A 22,295-nucleotide genomic window follows, 5' to 3' on the forward strand; every position below is an offset into this window, starting at 1 on the left:
GTTGGGCCTGACGGCAGATATCGACACACGAAGGCGGAGCTAACTGATGGCCAATCCGTTCGTCAAAGCGTGGAAATACGTCATGGCGCTGTTCAACGCGAAGATCGACGAGCACGCCGACCCGAAAGTGCAGATTCAGCAGGCCATCGAGGAAGCACAGCGCCAGCATCAGGCGCTGACCCAGCAGGCCGCGCAGGTGATCGGCAACCAGCGTCAGCTCGAGATGCGGCTCAACCGCCAGCTCGCGGACATCGAGAAGCTGCAGGTCAACGTTCGTCAAGCGGTGACCTTGGCCGATCAGGCGACCGCGGCGGGCGATGCTGCCAAGGCCACCGAGTACAACAACGCCGCCGAAGCTTTCGCGGCCCAGCTGGTGACGTCCGAGCAGAGCGTGGAAGATCTCAAGGCGCTGCACGACCAGGCGCTCGGTGCCGCTGGTCAGGCCAAGAAGGCCGTCGAGCAGAACTCGATGGTGCTCCAGCAGAAGATTGCCGAGCGGACCAAGCTGCTCAGCCAGCTCGAGCAGGCCAAGATGCAGGAGCAGGTGAGCAAGTCGCTGCGGTCGATGAGTGAGATCGCCGCGCCGGGCACCACGCCGAACCTCGACGAAGTGCGTGACAAGATCGAGCGCCGCTACGCCAATGCGCTGGGCCAGGCCGAGCTCGCCCAGAATTCGGTCCAGGGCCGGATGATCGAGGTCGAGCAGGCCGGTGTCCAGATGGCCGGCCACTCGCGTCTGGAGCAGATCCGGGCATCGATGCGTGGTGACGCGCTGCCGGCGGGCGGTGCGACGACCGCCGACTCAGCTGCCGCACCCGGCGCCCCCGCGGTGGCACCGCAGGCGACGCCCACCGAGAAGCCGCTCGGTCAGTAGGGGACGATCAAGCTCATGGCAGTCCAGTCCGGCCGCAATGGTGTGTGGCGGACGCTGTTGCTGCGCGGCCTCGACACCGTCGGCGACGTCTCGGAGCTGGTGTTTCAAAAGATCAGCGCCGCAACCGATCCGCGGGAACGGCAGCTGCGGCGCCGTCGCCGCGCACTGCGCTGGGGTCTGATCTTCACGGCGGGAACCGTGTTCTGGGCAACGGTGACGGTGATCCTGGCGGCCTGGGGCTGGTTCGCTCTGCTGCTGGAGATCACCGGTGGCGTCGCTGTTGTGCAGGCGATGGTCGCGACACTGCTGTTGATCCGCTACCGCTGGCTCAAGGCCGATCCGCTGCCCGCCCAGCGGTCCACCAGCATCCGGCGCCTTCCGCCGCCGAGTTCGGCGGCCCGACCGGCGATGTACGCGCTCGGTGCCTCCGAGCGGGGATTCTTCTCGTTGCTCGGTGTGATCGAGCGCGGCAACATGTTGCCCGACACCGAAATCGGCGAGCTGACCGCCGCGGCCAGACAGAGTTCGGCCGCCATGGCCGCAACCTCCGCCGAAGTGGTGTCGATGGAAAGGGCGGCTCATGGAACCCCGCAGTCGCGAAGCTATCTCGCGCCCACGATCAACGCCTTGACTTCGCAGTTGAGCGCAGGGGTGCGGCAGTACAACGAAATGGTCACCGCGGCAGCCCAATTGGTCTCATCCGCGAGCGCTGACGGCGGCGTTGCGCCGGCCAGCTCGCGACAGCGCTACCGCGACGAACTGGTGGGAGCCACCGACCGTCTGATCGGCTGGGCGCAGGCGTTCGACGAACTCGGCCGGGCGCCGCGGCGGGCCTAGCCGCGCCGACTCACTCGTCCCTGGGACCGTACCGTTCGATGTAGGACCGCCGCATCTGCTCGTCGCGCTTACTGCGGTGTGCGTCAACCAGATTCGGGTCGAGGCCGTGTACCTGCATCATGTGCCGACGCCACACCTTGTTGAGCGCATGCGAGAAGTACACGAAGGGAATCAGAATCGGCAGCGTCATGCTCAGGTGCACGTCGAGCGTCGTCGGGATCAGCCAGAACGGCGCGAGCACCAGCACCGCGGGAACCGCGACCCGTCGCATCATCCGGCCTGTCGCGCCTTTGCCGGTCAGGTCATTGCGGACCCAGTCGCGCATCGAGTCGGGCAGTCGCCTGCCGCAGCAGTACCGCAGGAACTGAAGAGCGTTGGGCCGCGCGCCGCTGTCGCTCATCGCGAGGTCAGAGTGAGGGCCGCAAGGCGGGGACAACAACCCCGGCGAGGCCACGCAGGGTCGCCTTGAACATGTTGAAGAAGTCAAAGTAGTCGCGCCACAACGTGATCTGCCCGTCGTGCACCTCGAAGACACCGCACACCCAGAACTGCAGCCGCAGCGGGCCCAGGACGATGGCGTCAGTGCGCTCGTTGAGCACGGCCGCGCCGTCGGCGGCGGTGCGGTGGATCTTCACTTCGAAGCTGCCCGGGCCCATCGACGTGAACAGTTTCATCGCTCGGCTGCGGCCGCGAATCGTCGGCAGACCGACGTTCTGGTACACCAGGTTTTCGGCCAGCGCGGCGCCGACGCTGTCGAAGTCGGCATCCTGCAGCGCGTGCAAAAGAGTCTCAACCACGCGGGTGTTCTCGAGAGTCTGCTCGGTCATGACCACAGCCTAACCAGTTGCTGTGGCAGGGTAGGCCGATGCGCGTTGCGGTCGTGGCCGGGCCGGATCCCGGGCATTCCTTTCCGGCGATCGCGCTGTGCCGCCGATTCCTGGCCGCCGGTGACACGCCTACGTTGCTGACCGGCACCGAATGGCTGGACACCGCCCGCGCCGTGGGCATCGAAGTTCTCGAACTGCGCGGTCTGGACCCGGCCGAGGGTGACGACGACAGCGACGCCGGGGCGAAGATCCACCAGCGCGCGGCACGGATGGCTGTCCTGAATGCTCCGCAATTGCAGTCGATGGGCTTGGACCTGGTGGTGTCCGACGTGATCACCGCCTGCGGCGGAATGGCGGCGGAGCTGCTGGGCATTCCGTGGGTCGAGCTCGATCCGCACCCGCTGTACCGGCCGTCGACCGGCCTGCCGCCGATCGGGAGTGGGCTGACGCCCGGCACCGGGCTTCGCGGCCGGCTGCGCGACGCTACGATGCGGGCGTTGACCGCGCGGTCGCTGCGGGCCGGCGACCGGCAGCGCGGATCGGCGCGCGCTGAAATCGGTTTGCCGACAACCGATCCCGGACCGCTGCGGATGCTGATCGCGACCCTGCCCGCCCTGGAGGTGCCGCGACCGGACTGGCCGGCCGACGCGGTCGTGGTGGGTCCGTTGCACTTCGAGCCGACCGAGCAGGTGCTGCCGATTCCGCCGGGCTCGGGGCCCGTGGTGGTGGTCGCGCCGTCGACAGCGACGACCGGGACCAAGGGGATGGCCGAGACAGCACTGGAGAGTCTGGTGCCCGGGGCCGGTCTGCCGCCCGGTACCCGGGTGGTGGTCTCGCGGCTCGGCGGCACGGAGTTGGCATTGCCGCCGTGGGCGGCGGCGGGACTGGGTCGGCAGGACGAGCTGCTCGCCCAGGCCGATCTGGCGATCTGCGGCGGCGGGCACGGCATGGTGGCCAAGGCGCTGTTGGCCGGGGTGCCACTGGTGATGGTCCCGGGCGGCGGGGACCAATGGGAGATCGCCAACCGGGTGGTGCGCCAGGGCAGTGGGCGGCTGGTGCGGCCCCTGACCGGCGAAGCGCTGGCCGGTGCCGCTGCCGACGTGTTGTCGACGCCGAGCTACCGCGAGGCCGCGCGGCGCGCCGCGGCCGGCGCCGCCGAGGTGGCCGACCCGGTGCAGGTGTGCCATCAGGCGCTGGCGGTAGCCCGATAGGTAGCTTGGCGGGGTGCGACTCACGGAATTCAACGAGCGGGTCACTCTGCGATTCGGCGCCACCTACGGCTCGTCTGTGCTGGCCGATCACGTGCTGACCGGGTTCGGCGGGCGCACCGCCGCGCAGGCGATCGAGGATGGGATCGAGCCGCGCGACGTGTGGCGGGCGCTGTGCGTCGACTTCGACGTGCCCCGCGAGCAATGGTGAATTGCCGCAAACGACATCATTTGCGACCGTCAACGGTGTGACGGCAGCCCACATCTCCGGAGTCGCGCGATTCGTCGGCACGATCCCCAATGACCACGAGTTGTTCGGTGTGATCTTTGCCAAGGAGCTCGAGCTCTATCACGTGGATCCGCCGTTGTGCGGCTACCGGGTTGTCGCGGCCGCGCAGTCGTTGTACGCGCTGCGCGCGGTCCGCATAGGAGATCCTGATCCGCCGCCCCCCGAAGATCCGGTGACGACGACGTTGTTCGGGACGACGGGTGGTGAGGGCCTGCACGTCGAGTGGGCCCGGGAGCTGTTCGAGGCGCAGGGCAGAAGCCCCGCCAGGGCATTGGCTGAAGCCGGCTATCACGTCAGGCGAGAGGGTTCGCCCGAGGTCGCGGCGTGGCCGGCTGACTTCCATCGACCCGTTGATAGGCGTTGACCGCGCTCGAGACACGCCGGGTGCGCCTGCGAGCGAGTCGAACACTTGTTCGCTACTGTGGTGATCGTTCGACAGATGCCGACTTGTCAGAGGCCTGCTTTAACGTCACGGCCAATCGACCAACACCGGTCAGACCGAACAACGACTACACCGAGAGGTAGCACCATGGCACAAGCCCCAGACCGCGAAAAAGCACTCGAACTGGCAATGGCCCAGATCGAGAAGAGTCACGGTAAAGGGTCGGTGATGCGCCTCGGAGACGAAGTGCGTCAACCGATCTCGGTCATCCCGACCGGGTCGATCGCGTTGGACGTGGCTCTTGGTATCGGCGGGCTGCCCCGTGGCCGCGTTGTCGAGATCTACGGTCCGGAGTCGTCCGGTAAGACCACCGTCGCCCTGCATGCGGTCGCCAACGCCCAAGCCGCCGGCGGTATCGCGGCGTTCATCGACGCCGAGCACGCGCTGGATCCCGACTACGCCGCCAGGCTGGGGGTGGACACCGATTCGCTGCTGGTCAGCCAGCCGGACACCGGTGAGCAGGCCCTCGAGATCGCGGACATGCTGATCCGCTCGGGCGCGCTGGACATCCTGGTGGTCGACTCGGTGGCCGCACTGGTGCCGCGCGCTGAGATCGAGGGCGAGATGGGCGACAGCCACGTCGGCCTCCAGGCCCGGCTGATGAGCCAGGCGCTGCGGAAAATCACCGGCGCGCTGAGCAATTCGGGCACCACGGCCATCTTCATCAACCAGCTTCGCGAGAAGATCGGCGTGATGTTCGGTTCACCCGAAACCACCACGGGTGGAAAGGCTTTGAAGTTCTACTCGTCGGTGCGTCTGGACGTGCGACGGATCGAGACACTCAAGGACGGCACCGATGCGGTCGGTAACCGCACCCGGGTCAAGGTCGTCAAGAACAAGGTGTCGCCGCCGTTCAAGCAGGCTGAGTTCGACATTCTCTACGGCCGGGGCATCAGCCGCGAAGGCTCGCTGATCGACATGGGCGTGGACCAGGGCTTCGTCCGCAAGTCCGGGTCGTGGTTCACCTACGAAGGTGAGCAGTTGGGACAGGGCAAAGAGAACGCCCGAAACTTCCTGCTGGAAAACCCCGAGGTCGGCAACGAGATCGAGAAGAAGATCAAGGAAAAGCTCGGTATCGGTGCGGTAGTGACGGATGAGCCGGCCAATGACGGCGTCTTGCCCGCCCCCGTCGACTTCTGAGTCCTCTCGCGAAGAGCAGGCGCGGGCGTTATGTCTGCGCCTGCTCACCGCGAGGGCGCGTAGCCGCGCCGAGCTCGCCGGCCAACTGGCCAAACGCGGCTACCCCGACGATGTCAGCGCCCGGGTGCTCGACCGGCTCGCCGAGGTGGGCCTGTTGGACGACGTCGACTTCGCCGAGCAATGGGTGCACTCACGGCTGGCCAATGCCGGAAAAGGCAAGCGTGCGTTGGCCGCTGAGCTCCGCACCAAAGGCGTCGACACAGACGTGATCACCTCGGTGCTCAGCGACATCAACCCCGCTGCCGAGCGTGGCCGCGCTGAGGAACTGGTCCGCAAGAAGTTGCGGCGCGAGAACCTCAGTGACGAGGCCGCCGACGCCCGCGTGACGCGCCGACTGGTCGCCATGCTCGCGCGTCGCGGCTTCAGCCAGAGTATGGCTCTCGACGTGGTCAGCGTGGAGCTGGCGGGGGAGCGGGAACGCCGGCGCGTCTAGCGGAAGGTAGCTGCATTCTGCTCTGCCCAGCGGGCAAGCGAGACGTACCGACTCAACCCCGACCGCCGCAACCGCCGTATCGTCGCCTCGCCGTACCATGGCCAAGTGACTTCGACGGTGGCATCGGGTGTATCGCCCGCAACGGCGTCGGTGTCGTCGCAGCGCACCTACCAGGTGCGCACCTACGGGTGCCAGATGAACGTCCACGATTCGGAGCGGCTGGCGGGTCTGCTCGAAGCGGCCGGTTACCTGCGGGCGCCCGAGGGCGACGATGCCGATGTGGTGGTCTTCAACACCTGCGCGGTACGCGAAAACGCCGACAACAAGCTGTACGGAAACATCAGCCACTTGGCCCCGCGTAAGCGGAGCAACCCGGACTTCCAGATCGCGGTCGGAGGATGTCTGGCCCAGAAAGACAAAGACGACGTCCTGCGCAAGGCACCGTGGGTCGATGTCGTGTTCGGCACCCACAACATCGGCTCGCTGCCCACCCTGCTCGAGAGGGCGCGGCACAACAGCGTCGCGCAGGTCGAGATCGCCGAAGCGTTGCAGGAATTTCCGTCGTCACTGCCGGCTGCCCGCGAATCTGCCTACGCCGCTTGGGTTTCCATCTCGGTCGGATGCAACAACAGCTGCACCTTCTGCATCGTCCCGTCGTTGCGCGGCAAAGAGGTCGACCGCAGCCCCGACGACATCGTGGCTGAGGTGCGCTCACTGGTCGACGACGGCGTGCTGGAGATCACGCTGCTGGGCCAGAACGTCAACGCCTACGGGGTGTCGTTCGCCGACCCGCAGCTGCCCCGCAACCGCGGCGCCTTCGCGGAGCTGCTGACCGCATGCGGACGCATCGACGGCCTGGAGCGGGTGCGGTTCACCTCGCCGCATCCGGCGGAGTTCACCGACGACGTCATCGAGGCCATGGCGACGACCCCGAATGTCTGCCCCGCGCTGCACATGCCGCTCCAATCCGGCTCGGACCGGATGTTGCGCGCGATGCGCAGGTCCTACCGGGCCGAGCGGTATCTCGGCATCATCGACCGGGTGCGCGCGGCCATGCCGCACGCCGCGATCACCACCGACCTGATCGTCGGCTTCCCCGGCGAAACCGAGGACGACTTCGCCGCGACCCTCGACGTGGTCCGACAGGCCCGGTTCGCCAACGCGTTCACCTTCCAGTACTCCAAGCGCCCCGGCACTCCGGCCGCCGAGCTGGACGAGCAACTTCCGAAAGCCGTTGTGCAGGAACGCTATGACCGATTGATCGAACTGCAGGACCAGATCGCGCTGGAAGAGAACCGTCGCCAGATCGGCCGGACAGTCGAATTGCTGGTGGCCACCGGTGAGGGCCGCAAGGACAGCAGCACCGCACGGATGAGCGGGCGCGCACGCGACGGGCGGCTGGTGCACTTCGCGCCCGGCGAGCAGCAGGTGCGCCCGGGCGACATCGTCACCACGACGGTCACCCGCGCGGCGCCGCACCACCTGATCGCCGACGGCGACATCCTTGATTACCGCCGCACTCGCGCCGGTGACAACCACGCAGCCGGTCAACGCCCGCGCGGAATCGGGCTCGGCATGCCGGCGATCGGCCAACCGGTCGTAGCGGCGCAGACGTCGGGGTGCGCACGATGAGCGGCGACACCGGTGGCTTCGACGCGTACCGCGACGACATCGAGGCGGCCGAACGCCGCATCGCCCGCGAAATCGAGCCCGGCACAAGAGCTTTGGTCGTCTCGATCCTGGTGTTCGTGCTGATCGGGTCGTTTGTTCTACCGCACACCGGTGCGGTGCGCGGGTGGGATGTGCTGTTTTCCACGCACGACGCCACCCGGGCTGCGATAGCTCTACCGTCCCGCGTATTCAGTTGGCTGGCTTTGGTTTTCGGTGTTGGATTCTCGATGCTGGCGCTGTTGACCCGACGCTGGGCGCTGGCCTGGGTGGCGCTGGCAGGCTCCGCGGTGGCCAGTGCCGCCGGCTTGCTGGCTATCTGGTCACGGCAGACGGTCGCCTCAGGGCATCCCGGCCCAGGCCTGGGGCTGATCGTGGCCTGGATCGCGATCATTCTGCTGACGTTCCATTGGGCGCGAGTGGTGTGGTCGCGCACGATCGTGCAGCTGGCCGCCGAGCAACAGCGCCGTCAATTGGCCGCCACGCAACAGGCCCGGACGTTACTGCAAACGCTCGATGACTCCGACGGAACACAGCCGCCGAAGCCCGACGGCCAGGCGCCAGGCGCCGGCTAGCCCCTCCGGGTCAACGCCTGGGCCGCAGCGTCGGCCCACTGGCGCCACTGCTCAGCATTGGCCTTGGCTTCCTCGGCCTCCTTGTTGCGACCCGCCGCCTCGGCCTTCTGGGCTTGACGTTCGTACTGCTCGGCGCGCTCGCGGAATTGGTCGGCGCGCGCTTGGGCCTCAGGGTCGGGTCCGGACGGCTCGGCCGCCTCGCGCACCTTCTTCTCAACCGCGCGCATGCGTCGTTCGAGATCCGCCGCCTTCTCCCTGGGCACCTTTCCGATCGCGTCCCACTTGTCGCCGATGGTGCGCAACGCCGCCCGGGCCGCCTCGGGATTGCCCGAGTCGAGCCGTTCTGCCTCCGACAGCAGCGCCTCTTTGGCCTTGGCGTTGGCGGTGAACTCGGCGTCGCGCTCGGCCGTCGCCGCGTTACGGGCCTTGAAGAAGGTGTCCTGGGCGCCCTTGAAGCGAGCCCACAGGGCGTCGTCGACATCGCGGGCGGCACGACCGGCGGCCTTCCAGTCGACCAGGAGCTTGCGGAATTCGGCGCTGGTCGGACCCCACTCGGTCGAGCCGACCAGCGCTTCGGCCTTGACGCAGAGTTTTTCCTTGGTCTCGCGGGCACCCGCCCGGTCGCGATCCAACTCCGCGAAGTGCGACCCGCGCCGCCGGTTGAAGGCCTCTCGCGCCGCCGAATAGCGTTTCCACAGGGCGTCGTCGGTCTTACGGTCCAGTCCGGTGATCGTCTTCCACTCGTCGAGGATCGTGCGCAGCCGGTCGCCGGCGGCCTTCCACTGGGTCGAGTTGTTGCCCAACTCCTCGGCCTCGGCGGCGAGCGCGTCTTTGCGAGCGGTCTGGGCCGCGCGGTGCTCGTCGCGGCGTGCGCGGTCGGCCGCCGCGGCGCTGTCGGCGTGTTCGGCGATCGCAGTCAGCCGGGCCGCCAGCGCGTCGACATCGCCCAGCACATTCGCCGTCGGCAACGCCTCGGCCAGTCCCGCGGCGGTGGATTTGATCTTGCGGGCGTCACCGGTGCCCGCGGTCAGGCGCTCTTCGAGCAGCAAGATCTCGGTGCTCAAGTCATCGAACCGTCGGCCGAAGTGGGCGTAGGCCGCTTCGGTGTCGCCGGCCTGCCAGGATCCGATGACCCGCTCGCCGGCGGAACTGACCAGCCATACCGTTCCGTCGGCGTCGACGCGGCCGAAGCGGTGCGGGTCGCTCGTCGGCGCGGACGGGATCGGATGGGAGGGCGGGCGGGGAGCCGGCTTGGGGCCGGGCCGCGGTCCTGGTCGCGGGATCGGCCGGGACTCGTTGGGTGCCTCGTCGGACGTCATGAACCGCCGTCACCTACCCTTCGCGCGGTTATGGGCCGCGCATCTGCCGCGCATTGCGGCGCCATCGACACGGGGCACTCACCTGCGCACCCCACCAGTATTGAAGCAGCTTGCCGGTCGAAGCGTTCTGAGTTGACCGCTCATCTCAGCGGGCCGGACGAAAAATCGCCCGGTGGCGGTGGGGCGTCACCAGCGACATACCGCCGGTCGCCCTTAGGCTGGGGGCGCATCCCGGAGATGAATAGGCGGTGAACGATGACGACAGCGGAAGATCTCGCGGCGCTGATCGCGCTGTGTGCCGCCCTGGCATCGGCGATCGGCGACGTGATCCGGCAGCGTTCGGCCCAGGAGATCACCGACAAGCAGGTCGGCCACCTGCACCTGTTCTGGCTGTCGGTGCGCGATCCCCGGTGGTGGATGGGCGGCATGGGCGCCGTGGCCAACTACAGCCTGCAAGCCGGCGCACTGGCGCTGGGGTCGGTGATGCTCGTAACGGCACTGCAGGTCACGTCGCTGCTGTTCGCGCTGCCGATCTACGCGCGGCTGGCCCATCACCGGGTCACGCGCTGGGAGTGGACATGGGCGGTGACGCTGGCCGCCTCGTTGGCCGTGCTGGTCACCGTCGGCGATCCGGACGCCGGGATCGCGCGCGGCTCGCTGAGCCACTGGTTGGTCGTCGGCGCCGTCCTGGCACCGGTGATGTTGTTTTGCGCCGTGGGTGCGCGGATCTGGGCCCGCAGTGCAGCGGCACCCGTCTTGCTCGCGGTGGTGGCCGGTTCGTCGCTGGCGCTGTTTGCCGTGCTGACCAAAGGCGCCGTCGGGGCGGCCTCGGGAGGTCTGGGAGCGTTTCTGCGTGCGCCCGAGTCCTACGGCCTGTTGCCGGCCGCTCTTGTCGGGATGATCTTCCAGCAGTCCGCATTTCGGGCCGGGGCGCTGACGGCGTCGCTGCCGACGGTGACGGTCGCCAAGCCGGTGGTCGCGTCACTGCTCGGTGTTCTGGTGCTCGGCGAGACGCTGAACACCAGCGGTCCCCGGGAGTTCACGCTGGTAGCCGCGGCGATCGTGGTGGTGGCATCGACGATTGCGCTGGCTCGCGGGGAAGCGGCGACCATGGCGGCGGGGGAAGGTCATGACGTGGTGGTGGCCGAAAACGAGCCGTTGACCCGCTAGCCGTGCCGGGTCTTCATCACCGGCGTCAGTACCGTGGCGGGGAAGAGATGACGTGAGGGGGTTCGACCGTGCCTAAAACAGATATCGCTGTTGTGCTGGCACTGGCCGCCGCGTTCGCGTCGGCACTCGGCAACGTGGCGCGCCAGCGGTCCGCACACGAGGTCGCCGAGGAGCGGGTCGGCTACCTCGCGCTGTTTTTCATGTCCTGGCGCAATCGCGACTGGCGACTCGGCGCTTTGGCGGCCGTCGCCAACTACGGGCTGCAGGCCGGCGCGCTGAGCCTCGGGTCGGTGATCCTGGTGACCGGGCTGCAGGTGACGGCGCTGCTGTTCGCCTTACCGCTCTACGCGCGCATGACCGGCGCCCCGGTGACCCGGTGGGACTGGAGTTGGGCGGCGATCCTGGCCGTAGCGCTGGCCGTGGTGGTCACCGTCGGAAATCCGGTGGCCGGACACTCGCGCGCCTCGCTGCAGACCTGGCTGGTGGTGGCCGCCATCGCGGGGCCGCTGGTGGGGTTGTGCCTGCTCGGTGCGCGAATCTGGCCGGACGGGGCGATCGCCGCGGTGCTGCTGGCCGCGGTGTCGGGGGCCTCGCTGGCATTGTTCGCGGTCCTGGTCAAAGGCGCCGTCATCGCGGCCAAGGGCGGCATCGTCGCGGTTTTGGCCACCCCTGAGCTCTACGCCTGCATCGGGGCCGCGGTCGCCGGGATGGTGTTCCAGCAGTCGGCCTACCGGGGCGGTCCGCTCAACGTGTCGATGCCGACGATGACGGTGGCCAAGCCGACAGTGGGCGCGCTGCTGGGTGTTTTCGTGCTCGGCGAAACCATCCAGCACGGCGAGCACACGATGTTCGTGCTCGCCGCCGCGGTCACGGTGATGGTGGGGGCCACCGCGGCTCTCGCTCGCGGTGAGGCCAAAACGGTGGAGGCGCACACCGACTCGTTCGCCGCCGTGACGTCGACCGGTTAGTTTTATGGCGTGCTGAGCGCCATCTCGATCGTTCCGTCGGCTCCGGTGCTGGTTCCCGAGCTTGCCGGCGCGGCTGCCGGCGAGGTGGCGGAGCTTCGGGCCGCCATGGTCGCCGCGGCCGCCGCGCTGCCGATCCAATGGATCGTCGTCGGGGTCGGGCCCGCGGATGACGTCGTCGGTCCGGAACGGGTCGGAACCTTCGCGGGTTTCGGCGCTGACGTGGTGGTGCGGTTGTCTCCGCAGGCCGACGGGCCGCCGTCCGCGATGCCGCTGTGTGGCCTGATCGGCGGCTGGATCCGGGCGCAAGCCCAGCCGGATGCGCGCGCCCAGGTTCGGGTGTACGCCGCCGACCACGACGCCGGGGCCGCGGTCGAGATCGGCCGGCGGCTGCGCGACGAGATCGACCGTTCCGGCGAGCCGACCGGTGTGCTGATCGTTGCCGACGGCGCTAATACGCTGACGCAGTCTGCCCCCGGCGGATACCGGCCGGAAGACGCCGACGTGCAGAACCGCCTCGACGATGCGCTGGCCGGCGGAGACCTGTCGGTGCTGACCCAGCTGCCGCCGCAGGTCGGCGGACGAGTCGCGTTCAGCGTGCTGGCCGGGTTGGCCGGGCCGGTGCCCAGGTCGGCGAAGGAGCTCTGCCGCGCGGCGCCCTACGGCGTCGGATATTTCGCCGGCGTCTGGCAGCCGTGAGGCCGCTGGCGATCGTCGGGCCGACCGGCACCGGTAAATCGCAGCTGGCCCTCGACGTCGCGGAGCTGCTCGGTCGGGAAGCCGAGATCGTCAACGCCGATGCCATGCAGTTCTACCGCGGCATGGACATCGGCACCGCGAAACTGCCTGTCGCACAACGCCGCGGCATTCCGCACCACCAACTCGACGTCCTCGACGTGACCGCCACCGCCACCGTCGCGCGCTACCAGCGCGACGCCGCCGCCGACATCGAGATGATCGCCGCACAGGGCAAGGTCCCGGTCGTGGTGGGCGGCTCGATGCTCTACATCCAGTCGTTGCTCGACGACTGGTCGTTTCCGGCCACCGATCCGGCGGTGCGGGCGAAATGGGAGCAGCGCCTCGCCGAGGTCGGCACCGGTGCACTGCACTCCGAGCTCGCTGATCGCGATCCGGCCGCCGCGGCGTCGATCCTGGCCACCGACGGGCGGCGCATCGTGCGGGCGCTGGAGGTTGTCGAACTCACCGGACGGCCGTTCGCGGCGTCGGCCCCGGTGATCGGCACGCCGCGATGGGACACCGCGATCATCGGATTGGATTGCGATACAGAGGTTCTCGACCAACGACTGGCTCGGCGGACCGACACGATGTTCACCGAGGGGCTGGTCGGTGAGGTGACCGCGCTGCTGGAACGCGGACTGCGGGACGGCGTCACCGCGTCGCGCGCGCTGGGCTACGCGCAAGTGCTCGACGACCTCGACGCCGGTGGTGACGGCACTGCCGCGCGCGAGCCGACGTTCATCGGGACCCGACGCTATGTGCGTCGCCAGCGGTCCTGGTTTCGCCGCGACCACCGCATCCATTGGCTGGATGCAACAGCGGGCGACAACGCCGACGCAGCGTTGCGGGCCTGGCGCCACGTATCCTGAGCACATGATTCTCGCAGCCGCTGTCGAAGAGTGGCGCAGATGATCTTCGCGAAAGGCCATGGCACTCAGAACGACTTCGTCGTGCTGAGTGACCTGGGTGCGGACTTGGCGCTGACTCCGGAGGCGGTGTCCGCATTGTGTGACCGCCGCCGCGGCCTCGGGGCCGACGGGGTGCTGCGGGTGACCACCGCCGGTGCGGCGCTCGCGGCCGGGGTGTACGACCGGACACCCGATGGCGTGAACCCGGACGACTGGTACATGGACTACCGTAATGCCGACGGCTCGATCGCCCAGATGTGCGGCAACGGCGTGCGGGTCTTCGCGCATTATCTGCGGGCCAGCGGCCTGGAAACTCGCGAGGAGTTCGTCGTCGGCTCGCTGGCCGGCCCTCGACCGGTCGTCGTCCACCATCTCGACGCGACAAACGCCGACGTTCGGGTCGACATGGGCAAGGCCAACCGGCTCGGGCCCGGGCAGGCCGTGGTCGGCGGCCGGAAGTTCAACGGTCTGGCGGTCGACGTCGGCAACCCGCACCTGGCGTGCGTCGACTCGGCGCTGACCGTCGAGGCGTTGAAAACGTTGGACGTCGCCGCACCGGTCAGTTTTGACCGCGACCAGTTCCCCGACGGGGTCAACGTCGAGATTCTCACCGCCGCGGTCGACGGCGCGGTCAGTATGCGGGTGCACGAGCGGGGAGTGGGCGAAACCCGTTCCTGTGGAACGGGAACCGTCGCTGCGGCGGTCGCCGCTCTCTCGCACGGCGGCGCAACCACCGGCACCCTGACCGTGCGGGTGCCCGGCGGCGATGTCGTCGTCACCGTCACCGAGGCGACCAGCTACCTGCGGGGGCCGTCGGTGCTGGTGGCACACGGCGAACTCAGCGAGCAATGGTGGCAGGAGGCGTCACGTTAAATCGGATGCGGGCCGACGCGCCGGCGGGCACCATCTGTAGTTGCCTATGACGAATCCCCAATTTCCCGAGACCCCGAGCACCGGTGAGCTTGCGCTCGACGACCGCGCAGCGCTTCGCCGTGTCGCCGGGCTGTCCACCGAGCTCGCCGACGTCTCCGAAGTCGAGTACCGCCAGCTGCGACTCGAGCGGGTGGTGCTGGTCGGCGTGTGGACCGACGGCAGCGCCGCCGACGCCGATGCCAGCCTGGCGGAGCTGGCCGCGCTGGCCGAAACCGCGGGTTCAGAGGTGCTCGAAGGCATGGTCCAGCGGCGCACCAAGCCCGATCCCTCGACCTATATCGGTTCGGGCAAGGCCGCCGAATTGCGCGACGTCGTGACAGCCACCGGCGCCGACACCGTCATCTGCGACGGCGAACTGTCTCCGGCGCAGCTGAACGCGCTGGAAAAAGCCGTCAAGGTCAAGGTCATCGACCGCACCGCGCTGATCCTGGACATTTTCGCCCAGCACGCCACCAGCGCTGAAGGCAAGGCGCAGGTGTCGCTGGCGCAAATGGAGTACATGCTGCCGCGGCTGCGCGGCTGGGGTGAGTCGATGTCGCGGCAGGGTGGTGGCGCGGGCGGCAGCGGTGGCGGCGTCGGTACCCGCGGCCCCGGTGAAACCAAGATCGAGACCGACCGGCGCCGGATCCGCGAGCGAATGTCCAAGCTGCGGCGCGACATCAAGGACATGAAGAAGATCCGCGACACCCAGCGCAGCCGCCGGCGCAGCAGCGATGCGCCGTCCGTCGCGATCGTGGGCTACACCAACGCGGGAAAGTCCAGCTTGCTGAACGCGCTCACCGGCGCCGGGGTCCTGGTGCAGGACGCGCTGTTCGCGACCCTGGAGCCCACAACGCGCCGTGGACATTTCGACGACGGGCGGGCGTTCGTCATCAGCGACACCGTCGGCTTCGTCCGGCACCTGCCGACGCAGTTGGTCGAGGCGTTCCGCTCGACTCTGGAAGAGGTCGTCGACGCCGATCTTCTCGTGCACGTCGTCGACGGCTCCGATGCGAACCCGCTGGCCCAGATCAGCGCTGTACGCCAGGTGGTGTCCGAGGTGTTCGCCGACCAACGGGTCACGGGCGGCGAATCCCCGCAAGAGCTGATCGTGGTCAACAAGACCGACGCCGCCAGCGATCTGGGGCTGGCCAAGCTGCGCCGCGCATTGCCCGGCGCGGTGTTCGTCTCGGCGCGTACCGGTGACGGCATCGAGGCTTTGCGTGGCCGGATGGCCGAGCTGGCCGCTCCCACCGACACCGCGGTCGATGTGGTGATCCCTTACGACCGTGGCGATCTGGTGTCGCGGGTGCACGCCGACGGCCGAGTCCAGGTGACGGAGCACATCAGCAACGGCACCCGGATCAAGGCGCGAGTGCCGGTGGCGTTGGCCGCGACGCTGCGACCGTTCTCGTCCACCTGAAATCGTCCCCGAGAAAGCAGAAAGCGCCGGAGCCCCCCGCCCCGGCGCTTTCTGTTTTCTCTTACGGGTCAGAACAACCCGATGAGCGCGGCGACCAGGTCGTTGATGTCGTCGGTCAGACCTGTGGTGAGCGTTGCCAGACCAGTGGTGAGGTCCCCGAGCACATCACCGAGGTTGATGCTGGTCAGGCTGTCGAGGATGTCGGTGTAGTTGGTGAACAGGTTCTGGGTGTACTCGATCAGGTCGTTGGACGCCAGGGTGTACTGGCTGTTCGCGATCGCGACCAGGTCGGGTATGAAGCTGTCCCCGAGTTCGGGGTCACCCAGGGTGCTCGGCACTGCGCCGACGAACAGGTCGTTGAACTGGGTCAGCAGCGCCGCCTGCGAGTCATCCACTGGCACGCCGAGGATGTTGTTCAGTTCGGCGTTGAAGGCCAAGGTGTTGGAGATGAAGCCGTTGTAGCCGGCGGTTGCCGCACCGTTGAAGATGTTGAGGTATTCACCGCCGAAGGACTCGTAGATGCCGCCGGCGCCGTCGGTCTGCAGCAGGCTGCTCGAGAGGTCGGAACCCAGCGAGTTGTACAACGTTTCATACAGCCCGTTGTCGCCTACCGAAAGGTTGTACAGCGACGTGTTGACCGCTTCTTCCGCGTTGAGTAGCGGGGTGTAGTCGACGACCGCGGCGGCTGATGCGGCATCCGACGCGGAGTCCACCAGCGCGACTTCCTGGTGCACCGTCGGCACGCCCTGCTGCGCTACCGATGCCCCGTCGTACGGCATCGACCCGAACAGTCCCGCCGCTGCGATCGCGGCGGCCGCGATCATCGATCGTTTTGTTGCAACATGCATGGTCTTACCTTCCCCATAGTGGATGAGGGTTGCCGGTGCTGATGCCGAGCGAGACATCACGACCACAACGCTCTCGCTGTTCTGCTCGCAGCTAGCGCGTCGATTGGTCATGCCCCCGTCCTCCCCTGAAAGACACCTGAGTTTTCTCAGGTGAAATTAAGCTACAACTTAGGACTTGTACGAGGCCAGCGCTTTTGCACAAACTTCGAATCTTTTTTTGCCGGGAATCGGTGCTGGTGGAACGGTTTCTGTGAATTAGATGACCGTTCGAACATCGCTTCACCGCGAGACGGCGTGATTCTCAGGATCTGCTCAACGGGGGCAGTAGATCGGGTTTCGGTCGCTCGGCCCGCTCGGAGCAGGTCGACGGGCTCACCCGATTCGCGAACTGTATTTCCGGCGCCGGCTCGACTCGCCAGTCGTGAGCTAGAGCACTAGCTCGTAGACCTCTTCGGCGGAACTGGCAAGCAGCCGGCGCGCCAGGTGGATGTTCAGCTCGTCGAGGTGGGCCTCTTCGGCCTGATCTCGTTCTGCCTTCGCGGACAGGGCGAAGAACTCGTCGGTGATGAAGCCGGGACGCATCAGCAGCGTTGCGGTGCGGCCGTTGACAACGGTCTGGAACACGAAGCCCTGCAGCATCCGCCCGCGTTCCGGGCGCACCAGCGCCGGATCGATCGAGTATCTGCCGTCGGTCACCGCGCGGGTCACCGCTTCGATGCCGTCGCGGATCCCGGGTTCGTCAAAGGCCGCGCGGACGACGATCGAGCGGCGCTGCGGCGGGTGGTTGGGCGACAGCGCGGCGAAAGCCCGTTGCAGAACTTTGAGGGCGCTGGCGACGCCGGCGCGGGAAAACGGTCCGGCGTAGCACAGCATGTCGGTATAGGAGAATTCGAGGAGCTGCCCCAGTTCCTGCACCAGGATCGTCTCGTCCATCCCGATGACTGTAGGCCCGGCCGGCACCTCGACCTACCAACCATCCGGTTGGTATATGTTGGGCCATGAGTCCCCAAACCTGTCGGAGGTCATCTCATGGGTAGCGCCGTCAAGTACCAGCGCACGCTGTTCGAGCCCGAGCACGAACTGTTCCGCGAGTCGTACCGGTCGTTCCTGGAACGCCACGTCGCGCCGTACCACGACGAATGGGAAAAGGCGAAGATCGTCGACCGGGGTGTGTGGCTGGAAGCCGGCAAGCAGGGCTTCCTGGGCATGTCCATCCCCGAGGAATACGGCGGCGGCGGCAACTCCGACTTCCGCTACAACACAATCATCACCGAGGAGACCACCTACGGGCGCTACAGCGGCATCGGGTGGGGCCTGCACAACGACATCGTCGCGCCGTATCTGTTGAGCCTGGCCACCGAGGAGCAGAAGCAGCGTTGGCTGCCGAAGTTCTGCACGGGCGAAATCATCACCGCGATCGGGATGACCGAGCCTGGCACCGGCAGCGACCTGCAGGGCATCAAGACGCGCGCGGTCAAGCAGGGTGACCACTACATCCTGAACGGCTCGAAGACATTCATCACCAACGGGATCAACGCCGATCTGGTGCTCGTCGTCGCCCAGACCGACCCGGAGAAGGGTGCGCTCGGCTTTTCGCTACTGGCCGTCGAGCGCGGCATGAAGGGCTTCGAGCGTGGCCGCCACCTCGACAAGATCGGCCTGGATGCCCAGGACACCGCCGAGCTGTCGTTTACCGACGTCGAGGTGCCCGCCGAGAACTTGCTCGGTGAAGAGGGCAAGGGCTTCATCTACCTGATGCAGAACCTGCCGCAGGAGCGGATCGCGATCGCGATCATGGCCGTCGCAGCCATGGAGCAGGTGCTCGAGCAGACGCTGCAATACACCAAGGAGCGCAAGGCCTTTGGCAAACCGGTCGGCAGTTTCCAGAACAGCCGATTTTTACTTGCCGAATTGGCGACCGAGGCCACGGTGGTGCGGATCATGGTCGACGAGTTCATCGCCCTGCACCTCGAGGAGAAGCTGACCGCCGAACAGGCCGCAATGGCCAAGTGGTACGCCACCGAGAAGCAGGTGCATCTGATCGACCGCTGCCTGCAGTTGCACGGCGGATACGGCTACATGCGCGAATACCCGGTCGCGCGTGCGTATCTCGATGCGCGCGTACAGACCATCTATGGCGGCACAACCGAGATCATGAAAGAGATCATCGGCCGAAGCCTGGGTGTCTGACCACGAATTGTCTTGCTCTTGAAGCACTTTCGCGCAATCTAGCCGCGGCGCGTGAAGTGATTGCCATTCGACGGCCCGGTCAATCGGGGCCGAGTTAGTTCGTGCCGCTGAAAGTGGGCGGCACGTGCCTGGCCCGGCAAAGCGACGGTGGTTGCCTCACGCGAGGTCAGAGGCTCGCACGGCCGTTCCCAGCGCAGACCGGTGCGTCAATGTCGGCGTGCCGTGGACCCCTTTATCGGGGCACCGTAATCTGATGGCCGAACCAGCACAATGCGACACAAACCGGCCCTGTGGACGACATTTCGGCATCGACAAGGTGACCATTCCGTAGGGTCGTCCTATGACTTTCCAGTTGTGGTCGCCCACAGAAGGGTTGAGGCGACCCGCGGGGCGGTCGAAATTGGGCCCGGTATCGGTACCGGGCGGCCGCGGGGAGGGCGGGATGACAGGGCAGCGAAGACGATCGGGCATCCTCGGGGGCACTGCGCGTGGCCTGGTAGCGCTTGCGGCGGGCCTTACATATCTGACATTGCTGGCGCCTGTCGTGAACGCGTCTCCGATCGGCGATGCCGACAACGCGATCACCGCAGCCTGGAAAGAGGCCGGCGGCGACACCTCGGACCTCGGCGCCAAGCAGGGCGAGTGCTACGTCGCGGGTCAAGGATTCGCTCAGGACTTCGTGCACGGCAAGATGTTCTTCACTCCGGCGTCGGGCCCTCGGTCGATGATGGGCGCAATCCTGGACAAGTACGAGGCCCTCGGCGGTCCGGTGGCCTCCGACCTGGGTTTTCCGATCACCAGCGAGGTGCGTGGCCTGGCCGGTCCCGACAGTCGGGTCAGCACGTTCTCGGCCAGCGACAAACCACTGATCTACTGGACCGCTGACCACGGCGCTTTCGTCGTGCGCGGTGCGATCAACGCGGCCTGGGACAAGCTCGGTAGCTCCGGCGGGGCACTGGGAGTCCCGATCGGCGACGAGACCTACGACGGTGAACTCGCCACCCAGGCGTTCAGCGGCGGCAAAGTGTCCTGGAATCGGCTGACCAAGGCTTTCACCACCGTTCCGCCTAATTTGGCCGGTCAGCTCACTGGGTTGCAGGTGCCCGTCGACCCGACCGCGGACATCAACATGGCTTGGCGCGCAGCCGGTGGAGCCGCCGGCCCGCTGGGCGCCAAGCAGGGCGATCAGTATCCGATCGGCAGCGACGGGATCGCGCAGAACTTCGCCGGTGGGAAGATCTTCTTCAGTCCCGCGACCGGCGCAAATGCCGTCCAAACCGACATCTTGACCAAATACGAGGCGTTGGGCGGACCCGCCAACAGCGACCTCGGGTTCCCGATCTCCAACGAAGCCGACGGCGGCATCAAGCCGGCCAGCAAGGTCAGTGCGTTCTCTGCCACCGACAAGCCGGTGATCTTCTGGACGTCCGACCACGGCGCCTACGTCGTGCGCGGCCCCATCAAAGTCGCCTGGGACAAACTCCTCGGGGCGACCGGCAAGCTGGGCGCGCCGGTGGGCGATCAGACGATCGCCAAGGACATCGTCACGCAGAAGTTCACCGGCGGCCAGATCGCCTGGAACAAGACCGCGAACACCTACACCACTCAACCGGCCAACCTGGCGTCGGCGCTGTCGGGCCTGCAAGTACCGGGCCAGAAGACCCCCGCCGGTTCTGCGTCACCCAATGCCAAGGTCAACTGGCTGAGCGGGCACAAGGTGTGGTTGCTGGTCGGGGCTGCCGCGCTGTTGCTGATCGGCCTGTTCGCACTGCTGGCGCGTTGGTTGGGTCGGCGTCGGGCCGCCAGACGCGACGGCCGGGCCGGCGACCTCGGCGATTCCGGTTACGAGCCGGCGACCGAGTCTGTGTCGGAGTGGTCCTCGGGAGCCGACAGCGATCTGGCGTCGTCGAGTCTGTCCAGCGACTACCGCCCGCCGCGACCGCGGACGGTGCGGCTGCCCAGTCAGCCGTCGAGCGCCTGGATGCCGCCAAGCCAGCGAAGTCTGGTTGACGAACTGCTCGGCGACGACGAAACCGACCGGCACGACCAGCTTTCCGACTTCGACGACCTCGAGCGCAACGACGACTTCGATCACGCCGACGACTTCGATCACGACGATGAGTTCGACGGCGACACCGAGTTGATCCACGCGGCCGAACTCGACCGAGCGGACGAGTTCGACCGTGCCGGCGAGATCGAACGTGTCGGCGAGTTCGACCACGGCGTCGAGCGGCAGTTCGACGAGGACAGCGACGATGTCGATACCGACCCGACCGGGATTCCGGTCGCCGGTGACGGCAGGGGAGGACGGCACGCTGCCAACGACGGCGAGGACGCCCTCGTCACGGAGGCTGTTCCCCTCCCGCGAATTGCGCCTGGGCAGTTGGCGATTCACCTTCCGATGGACGACCCTTACCAGATCCCCGACGGATACCCGGTCAAGGCAAACGCCAGCTCAGGTTTGTACTACATGCCCGACAGCGGGCTGTACGAGGACACCCAGGCCGAAATCTGGTTCGCCACAGAGGAAGTCGCCAAGGCAAACGGTTTCCACAAGGCCGGATAGCCCGCCTCGACCGGTCAGATTTTGCGAATGACAGTGACGACCTTGCCGAGCACGGCAGCGTCGTTGCCGGGAATAGGGTCGAACGCGGGGTTGTGTGGCATCAGCCAGACCTGGCCGCTGGTGCGCTTGAACGTCTTGACGGTGGCTTCCCCGTCGATCATCGCGGCCACGATGTCGCCGTTGTCGGCGACGTTCTGCTGACGCACGACCACCCAGTCGCCGTCGCAGATGGCGGCGTCGACCATCGATTCACCGACCACCTTCAGCAGGAACAGCGCACCTTCGCCGACGAGTTCGCGAGGCAGTGGGAAGACGTCTTCGACGGCCTCTTCGGCCAAGATCGGCCCACCGGCGGCAATCCGGCCCAGCACGGGGACGTATGTCGGCTCCGGCAACGCGTCCGATCCGGCGACGTCGGTCACCACCGGCGGCCGCGACACGTCCTCTGCGGAGCGGACGTCGACGGCGCGTGGTCGATTCGGGTCGCGGCGGAGATACCCCTTCTTCTCCAGCGTGCGCAACTGATGCGCAACGGACGAGGTCGACGTGAGACCGACGGCGTCGCCGATTTCCCTGATGCTCGGCGGATAACCCCGACTGGTGACCGAGGCGCGGATGACATCGAGGATTGTGCGCTGACGTGGTGTCAGCCCTGATTCCGCAGGTCGGACGGGCCGGTCAAGCTCGGCGTGCGGTGTATCGCTATCGCTCATACGGACGAATGTAGCCGTATTTCTCCGGTAGATCAAACATGTGTTCGACGCATGTCGCAATTCCGTCCTGGTCAGGCGGCCAAACTTGTCGGAGGCCCGTCCTATCGTCATCAGCATGTGCAACAGTTCGATCACATGTTCGTTTTTCGAACACACTATCGAGTACTCTTCGAACAAGTGATCGACCACG

The 22,295-nt window shown here is 67.1% G+C and carries 23 protein-coding genes; 17 read left to right on the top strand and 6 right to left on the bottom strand.

Annotated features, from left to right (window positions below; genetic code table 11):
- Positions 1 to 46: 46 nt before the first annotated feature.
- Positions 47 to 874 (top strand): phage shock protein PspA, encoded by an 828-nt coding sequence (gene pspA / locus CYU59_RS15010; protein ID WP_292990941.1) that lies wholly within the window; start codon positions 47 to 49, stop codon positions 872 to 874.
- Between the two features lie 15 nt (positions 875 to 889).
- A complete protein-coding gene (locus CYU59_RS15015) occupies positions 890 to 1,711 on the top strand; it encodes a hypothetical protein (protein WP_292990943.1) in 822 nt (273 codons plus the stop codon).
- Between the two features lie 10 nt (positions 1,712 to 1,721).
- Here the strand turns inward: CYU59_RS15015 and CYU59_RS15020 are convergent, their stop codons facing one another.
- On the bottom strand, positions 1,722 to 2,111 hold the full coding sequence (locus CYU59_RS15020; protein WP_292990945.1) for a DUF5313 domain-containing protein: 390 nt from the start codon (positions 2,109 to 2,111) through the stop codon (positions 1,722 to 1,724).
- Between the two features lie 7 nt (positions 2,112 to 2,118).
- On the bottom strand, positions 2,119 to 2,538 hold the full coding sequence (locus CYU59_RS15025) for a limonene-1,2-epoxide hydrolase family protein (RefSeq protein WP_292990947.1): 420 nt from the start codon (positions 2,536 to 2,538) through the stop codon (positions 2,119 to 2,121).
- Between the two features lie 38 nt (positions 2,539 to 2,576).
- On the opposite strand from CYU59_RS15025, the gene CYU59_RS15030 reads away from it, so the two are divergent.
- The 7 genes from CYU59_RS15030 (at position 2,577) to CYU59_RS15060 (ending at position 8,353) form a co-directional block, all read left to right on the top strand.
- A complete protein-coding gene (locus CYU59_RS15030; protein ID WP_292990949.1) occupies positions 2,577 to 3,749 on the top strand; it encodes a nucleotide disphospho-sugar-binding domain-containing protein in 1,173 nt (390 codons plus the stop codon).
- Between the two features lie 13 nt (positions 3,750 to 3,762).
- Complete coding sequence (locus CYU59_RS15035; protein WP_292990951.1) at positions 3,763 to 3,957, top strand: DUF3046 domain-containing protein; 195 nt, start codon at positions 3,763 to 3,765, stop codon at positions 3,955 to 3,957.
- A gap of 37 nt (positions 3,958 to 3,994) precedes the next feature.
- Entirely contained in the window at positions 3,995 to 4,399 is a 405-nt protein-coding gene (locus tag CYU59_RS15040) for a hypothetical protein (protein ID WP_292990954.1), read from the top strand.
- 165 nt (positions 4,400 to 4,564) lie between these two features.
- The gene (gene recA, locus CYU59_RS15045; RefSeq protein ID WP_292990957.1) at positions 4,565 to 5,617 is read left to right on the top strand and encodes a recombinase RecA; all 1,053 of its coding nucleotides are present in this window, start codon (positions 4,565 to 4,567) and stop codon (positions 5,615 to 5,617) included.
- Entirely contained in the window at positions 5,583 to 6,110 is a 528-nt protein-coding gene (gene recX / locus CYU59_RS15050) for a recombination regulator RecX (RefSeq protein WP_292990960.1), read from the top strand. Before recA ends, recX begins: the two co-directional genes overlap by 35 nt.
- A gap of 105 nt (positions 6,111 to 6,215) precedes the next feature.
- Positions 6,216 to 7,742, top strand: coding sequence for a tRNA (N6-isopentenyl adenosine(37)-C2)-methylthiotransferase MiaB (gene miaB, locus CYU59_RS15055; RefSeq protein ID WP_292990963.1), 1,527 nt, complete (start codon positions 6,216 to 6,218; stop codon positions 7,740 to 7,742).
- Positions 7,739 to 8,353, top strand: a complete 615-nt coding sequence (locus tag CYU59_RS15060; protein ID WP_292990965.1) for a hypothetical protein — start codon at positions 7,739 to 7,741, stop codon at positions 8,351 to 8,353. Before miaB ends, CYU59_RS15060 begins: the two co-directional genes overlap by 4 nt.
- On the opposite strand, the gene CYU59_RS15065 is transcribed toward CYU59_RS15060, so the two are convergent.
- Entirely contained in the window at positions 8,350 to 9,672 is a 1,323-nt protein-coding gene (locus CYU59_RS15065) for a DUF349 domain-containing protein (RefSeq protein ID WP_292990967.1), read from the bottom strand. The genes CYU59_RS15060 and CYU59_RS15065 overlap by 4 nt on opposite strands.
- A gap of 255 nt (positions 9,673 to 9,927) precedes the next feature.
- On the opposite strand from CYU59_RS15065, the gene CYU59_RS15070 reads away from it, so the two are divergent.
- The 6 genes from CYU59_RS15070 (at position 9,928) to hflX (ending at position 15,788) form a co-directional block, all read left to right on the top strand.
- On the top strand, positions 9,928 to 10,842 hold the full coding sequence (locus CYU59_RS15070; RefSeq protein WP_292990969.1) for a DMT family transporter: 915 nt from the start codon (positions 9,928 to 9,930) through the stop codon (positions 10,840 to 10,842).
- Between the two features lie 68 nt (positions 10,843 to 10,910).
- The gene (locus tag CYU59_RS15075; RefSeq protein WP_292990971.1) at positions 10,911 to 11,810 is read left to right on the top strand and encodes a DMT family transporter; all 900 of its coding nucleotides are present in this window, start codon (positions 10,911 to 10,913) and stop codon (positions 11,808 to 11,810) included.
- Between the two features lie 9 nt (positions 11,811 to 11,819).
- Entirely contained in the window at positions 11,820 to 12,506 is a 687-nt protein-coding gene (locus CYU59_RS15080) for a hypothetical protein (RefSeq protein WP_292990973.1), read from the top strand.
- Complete coding sequence (miaA, locus tag CYU59_RS15085) at positions 12,503 to 13,414, top strand: tRNA (adenosine(37)-N6)-dimethylallyltransferase MiaA (RefSeq protein WP_292990975.1); 912 nt, start codon at positions 12,503 to 12,505, stop codon at positions 13,412 to 13,414. Before CYU59_RS15080 ends, miaA begins: the two co-directional genes overlap by 4 nt.
- A gap of 39 nt (positions 13,415 to 13,453) precedes the next feature.
- Complete coding sequence (gene dapF, locus CYU59_RS15090; protein ID WP_292990977.1) at positions 13,454 to 14,326, top strand: diaminopimelate epimerase; 873 nt, start codon at positions 13,454 to 13,456, stop codon at positions 14,324 to 14,326.
- A 46-nt stretch (positions 14,327 to 14,372) separates the two neighbouring features.
- Positions 14,373 to 15,788 carry a GTPase HflX gene (gene hflX, locus CYU59_RS15095; RefSeq protein ID WP_292990979.1) on the top strand — a complete coding sequence of 472 codons (1,416 nt, stop codon included), beginning with the start codon at positions 14,373 to 14,375 and terminating at the stop codon, positions 15,786 to 15,788.
- A 68-nt stretch (positions 15,789 to 15,856) separates the two neighbouring features.
- Here hflX and CYU59_RS15100 read toward each other — a convergent pair whose 3' ends face one another.
- Positions 15,857 to 16,636 carry a hypothetical protein gene (locus CYU59_RS15100; RefSeq protein WP_292990981.1) on the bottom strand — a complete coding sequence of 260 codons (780 nt, stop codon included), beginning with the start codon at positions 16,634 to 16,636 and terminating at the stop codon, positions 15,857 to 15,859.
- 426 nt (positions 16,637 to 17,062) lie between these two features.
- Positions 17,063 to 17,569 carry a hypothetical protein gene (locus CYU59_RS15105; protein WP_292990983.1) on the bottom strand — a complete coding sequence of 169 codons (507 nt, stop codon included), beginning with the start codon at positions 17,567 to 17,569 and terminating at the stop codon, positions 17,063 to 17,065.
- Between the two features lie 96 nt (positions 17,570 to 17,665).
- On the opposite strand from CYU59_RS15105, the gene CYU59_RS15110 reads away from it, so the two are divergent.
- Both CYU59_RS15110 and CYU59_RS15115 read left to right on the top strand, forming a co-directional pair.
- Entirely contained in the window at positions 17,666 to 18,826 is a 1,161-nt protein-coding gene (locus CYU59_RS15110; protein WP_292990985.1) for an acyl-CoA dehydrogenase family protein, read from the top strand.
- 442 nt (positions 18,827 to 19,268) lie between these two features.
- Positions 19,269 to 21,392, top strand: a complete 2,124-nt coding sequence (locus tag CYU59_RS15115) for a hypothetical protein (protein ID WP_292990987.1) — start codon at positions 19,269 to 19,271, stop codon at positions 21,390 to 21,392.
- A gap of 14 nt (positions 21,393 to 21,406) precedes the next feature.
- On the opposite strand, the gene lexA is transcribed toward CYU59_RS15115, so the two are convergent.
- On the bottom strand, positions 21,407 to 22,105 hold the full coding sequence (gene lexA / locus CYU59_RS15120; RefSeq protein ID WP_292990989.1) for a transcriptional repressor LexA: 699 nt from the start codon (positions 22,103 to 22,105) through the stop codon (positions 21,407 to 21,409).
- Positions 22,106 to 22,295 lie beyond the last annotated feature (190 nt).

It is taken from the genome of Mycobacterium sp., from assembly GCF_002863225.1.
Taxonomy (GTDB): domain Bacteria; phylum Actinomycetota; class Actinomycetes; order Mycobacteriales; family Mycobacteriaceae; genus Mycobacterium.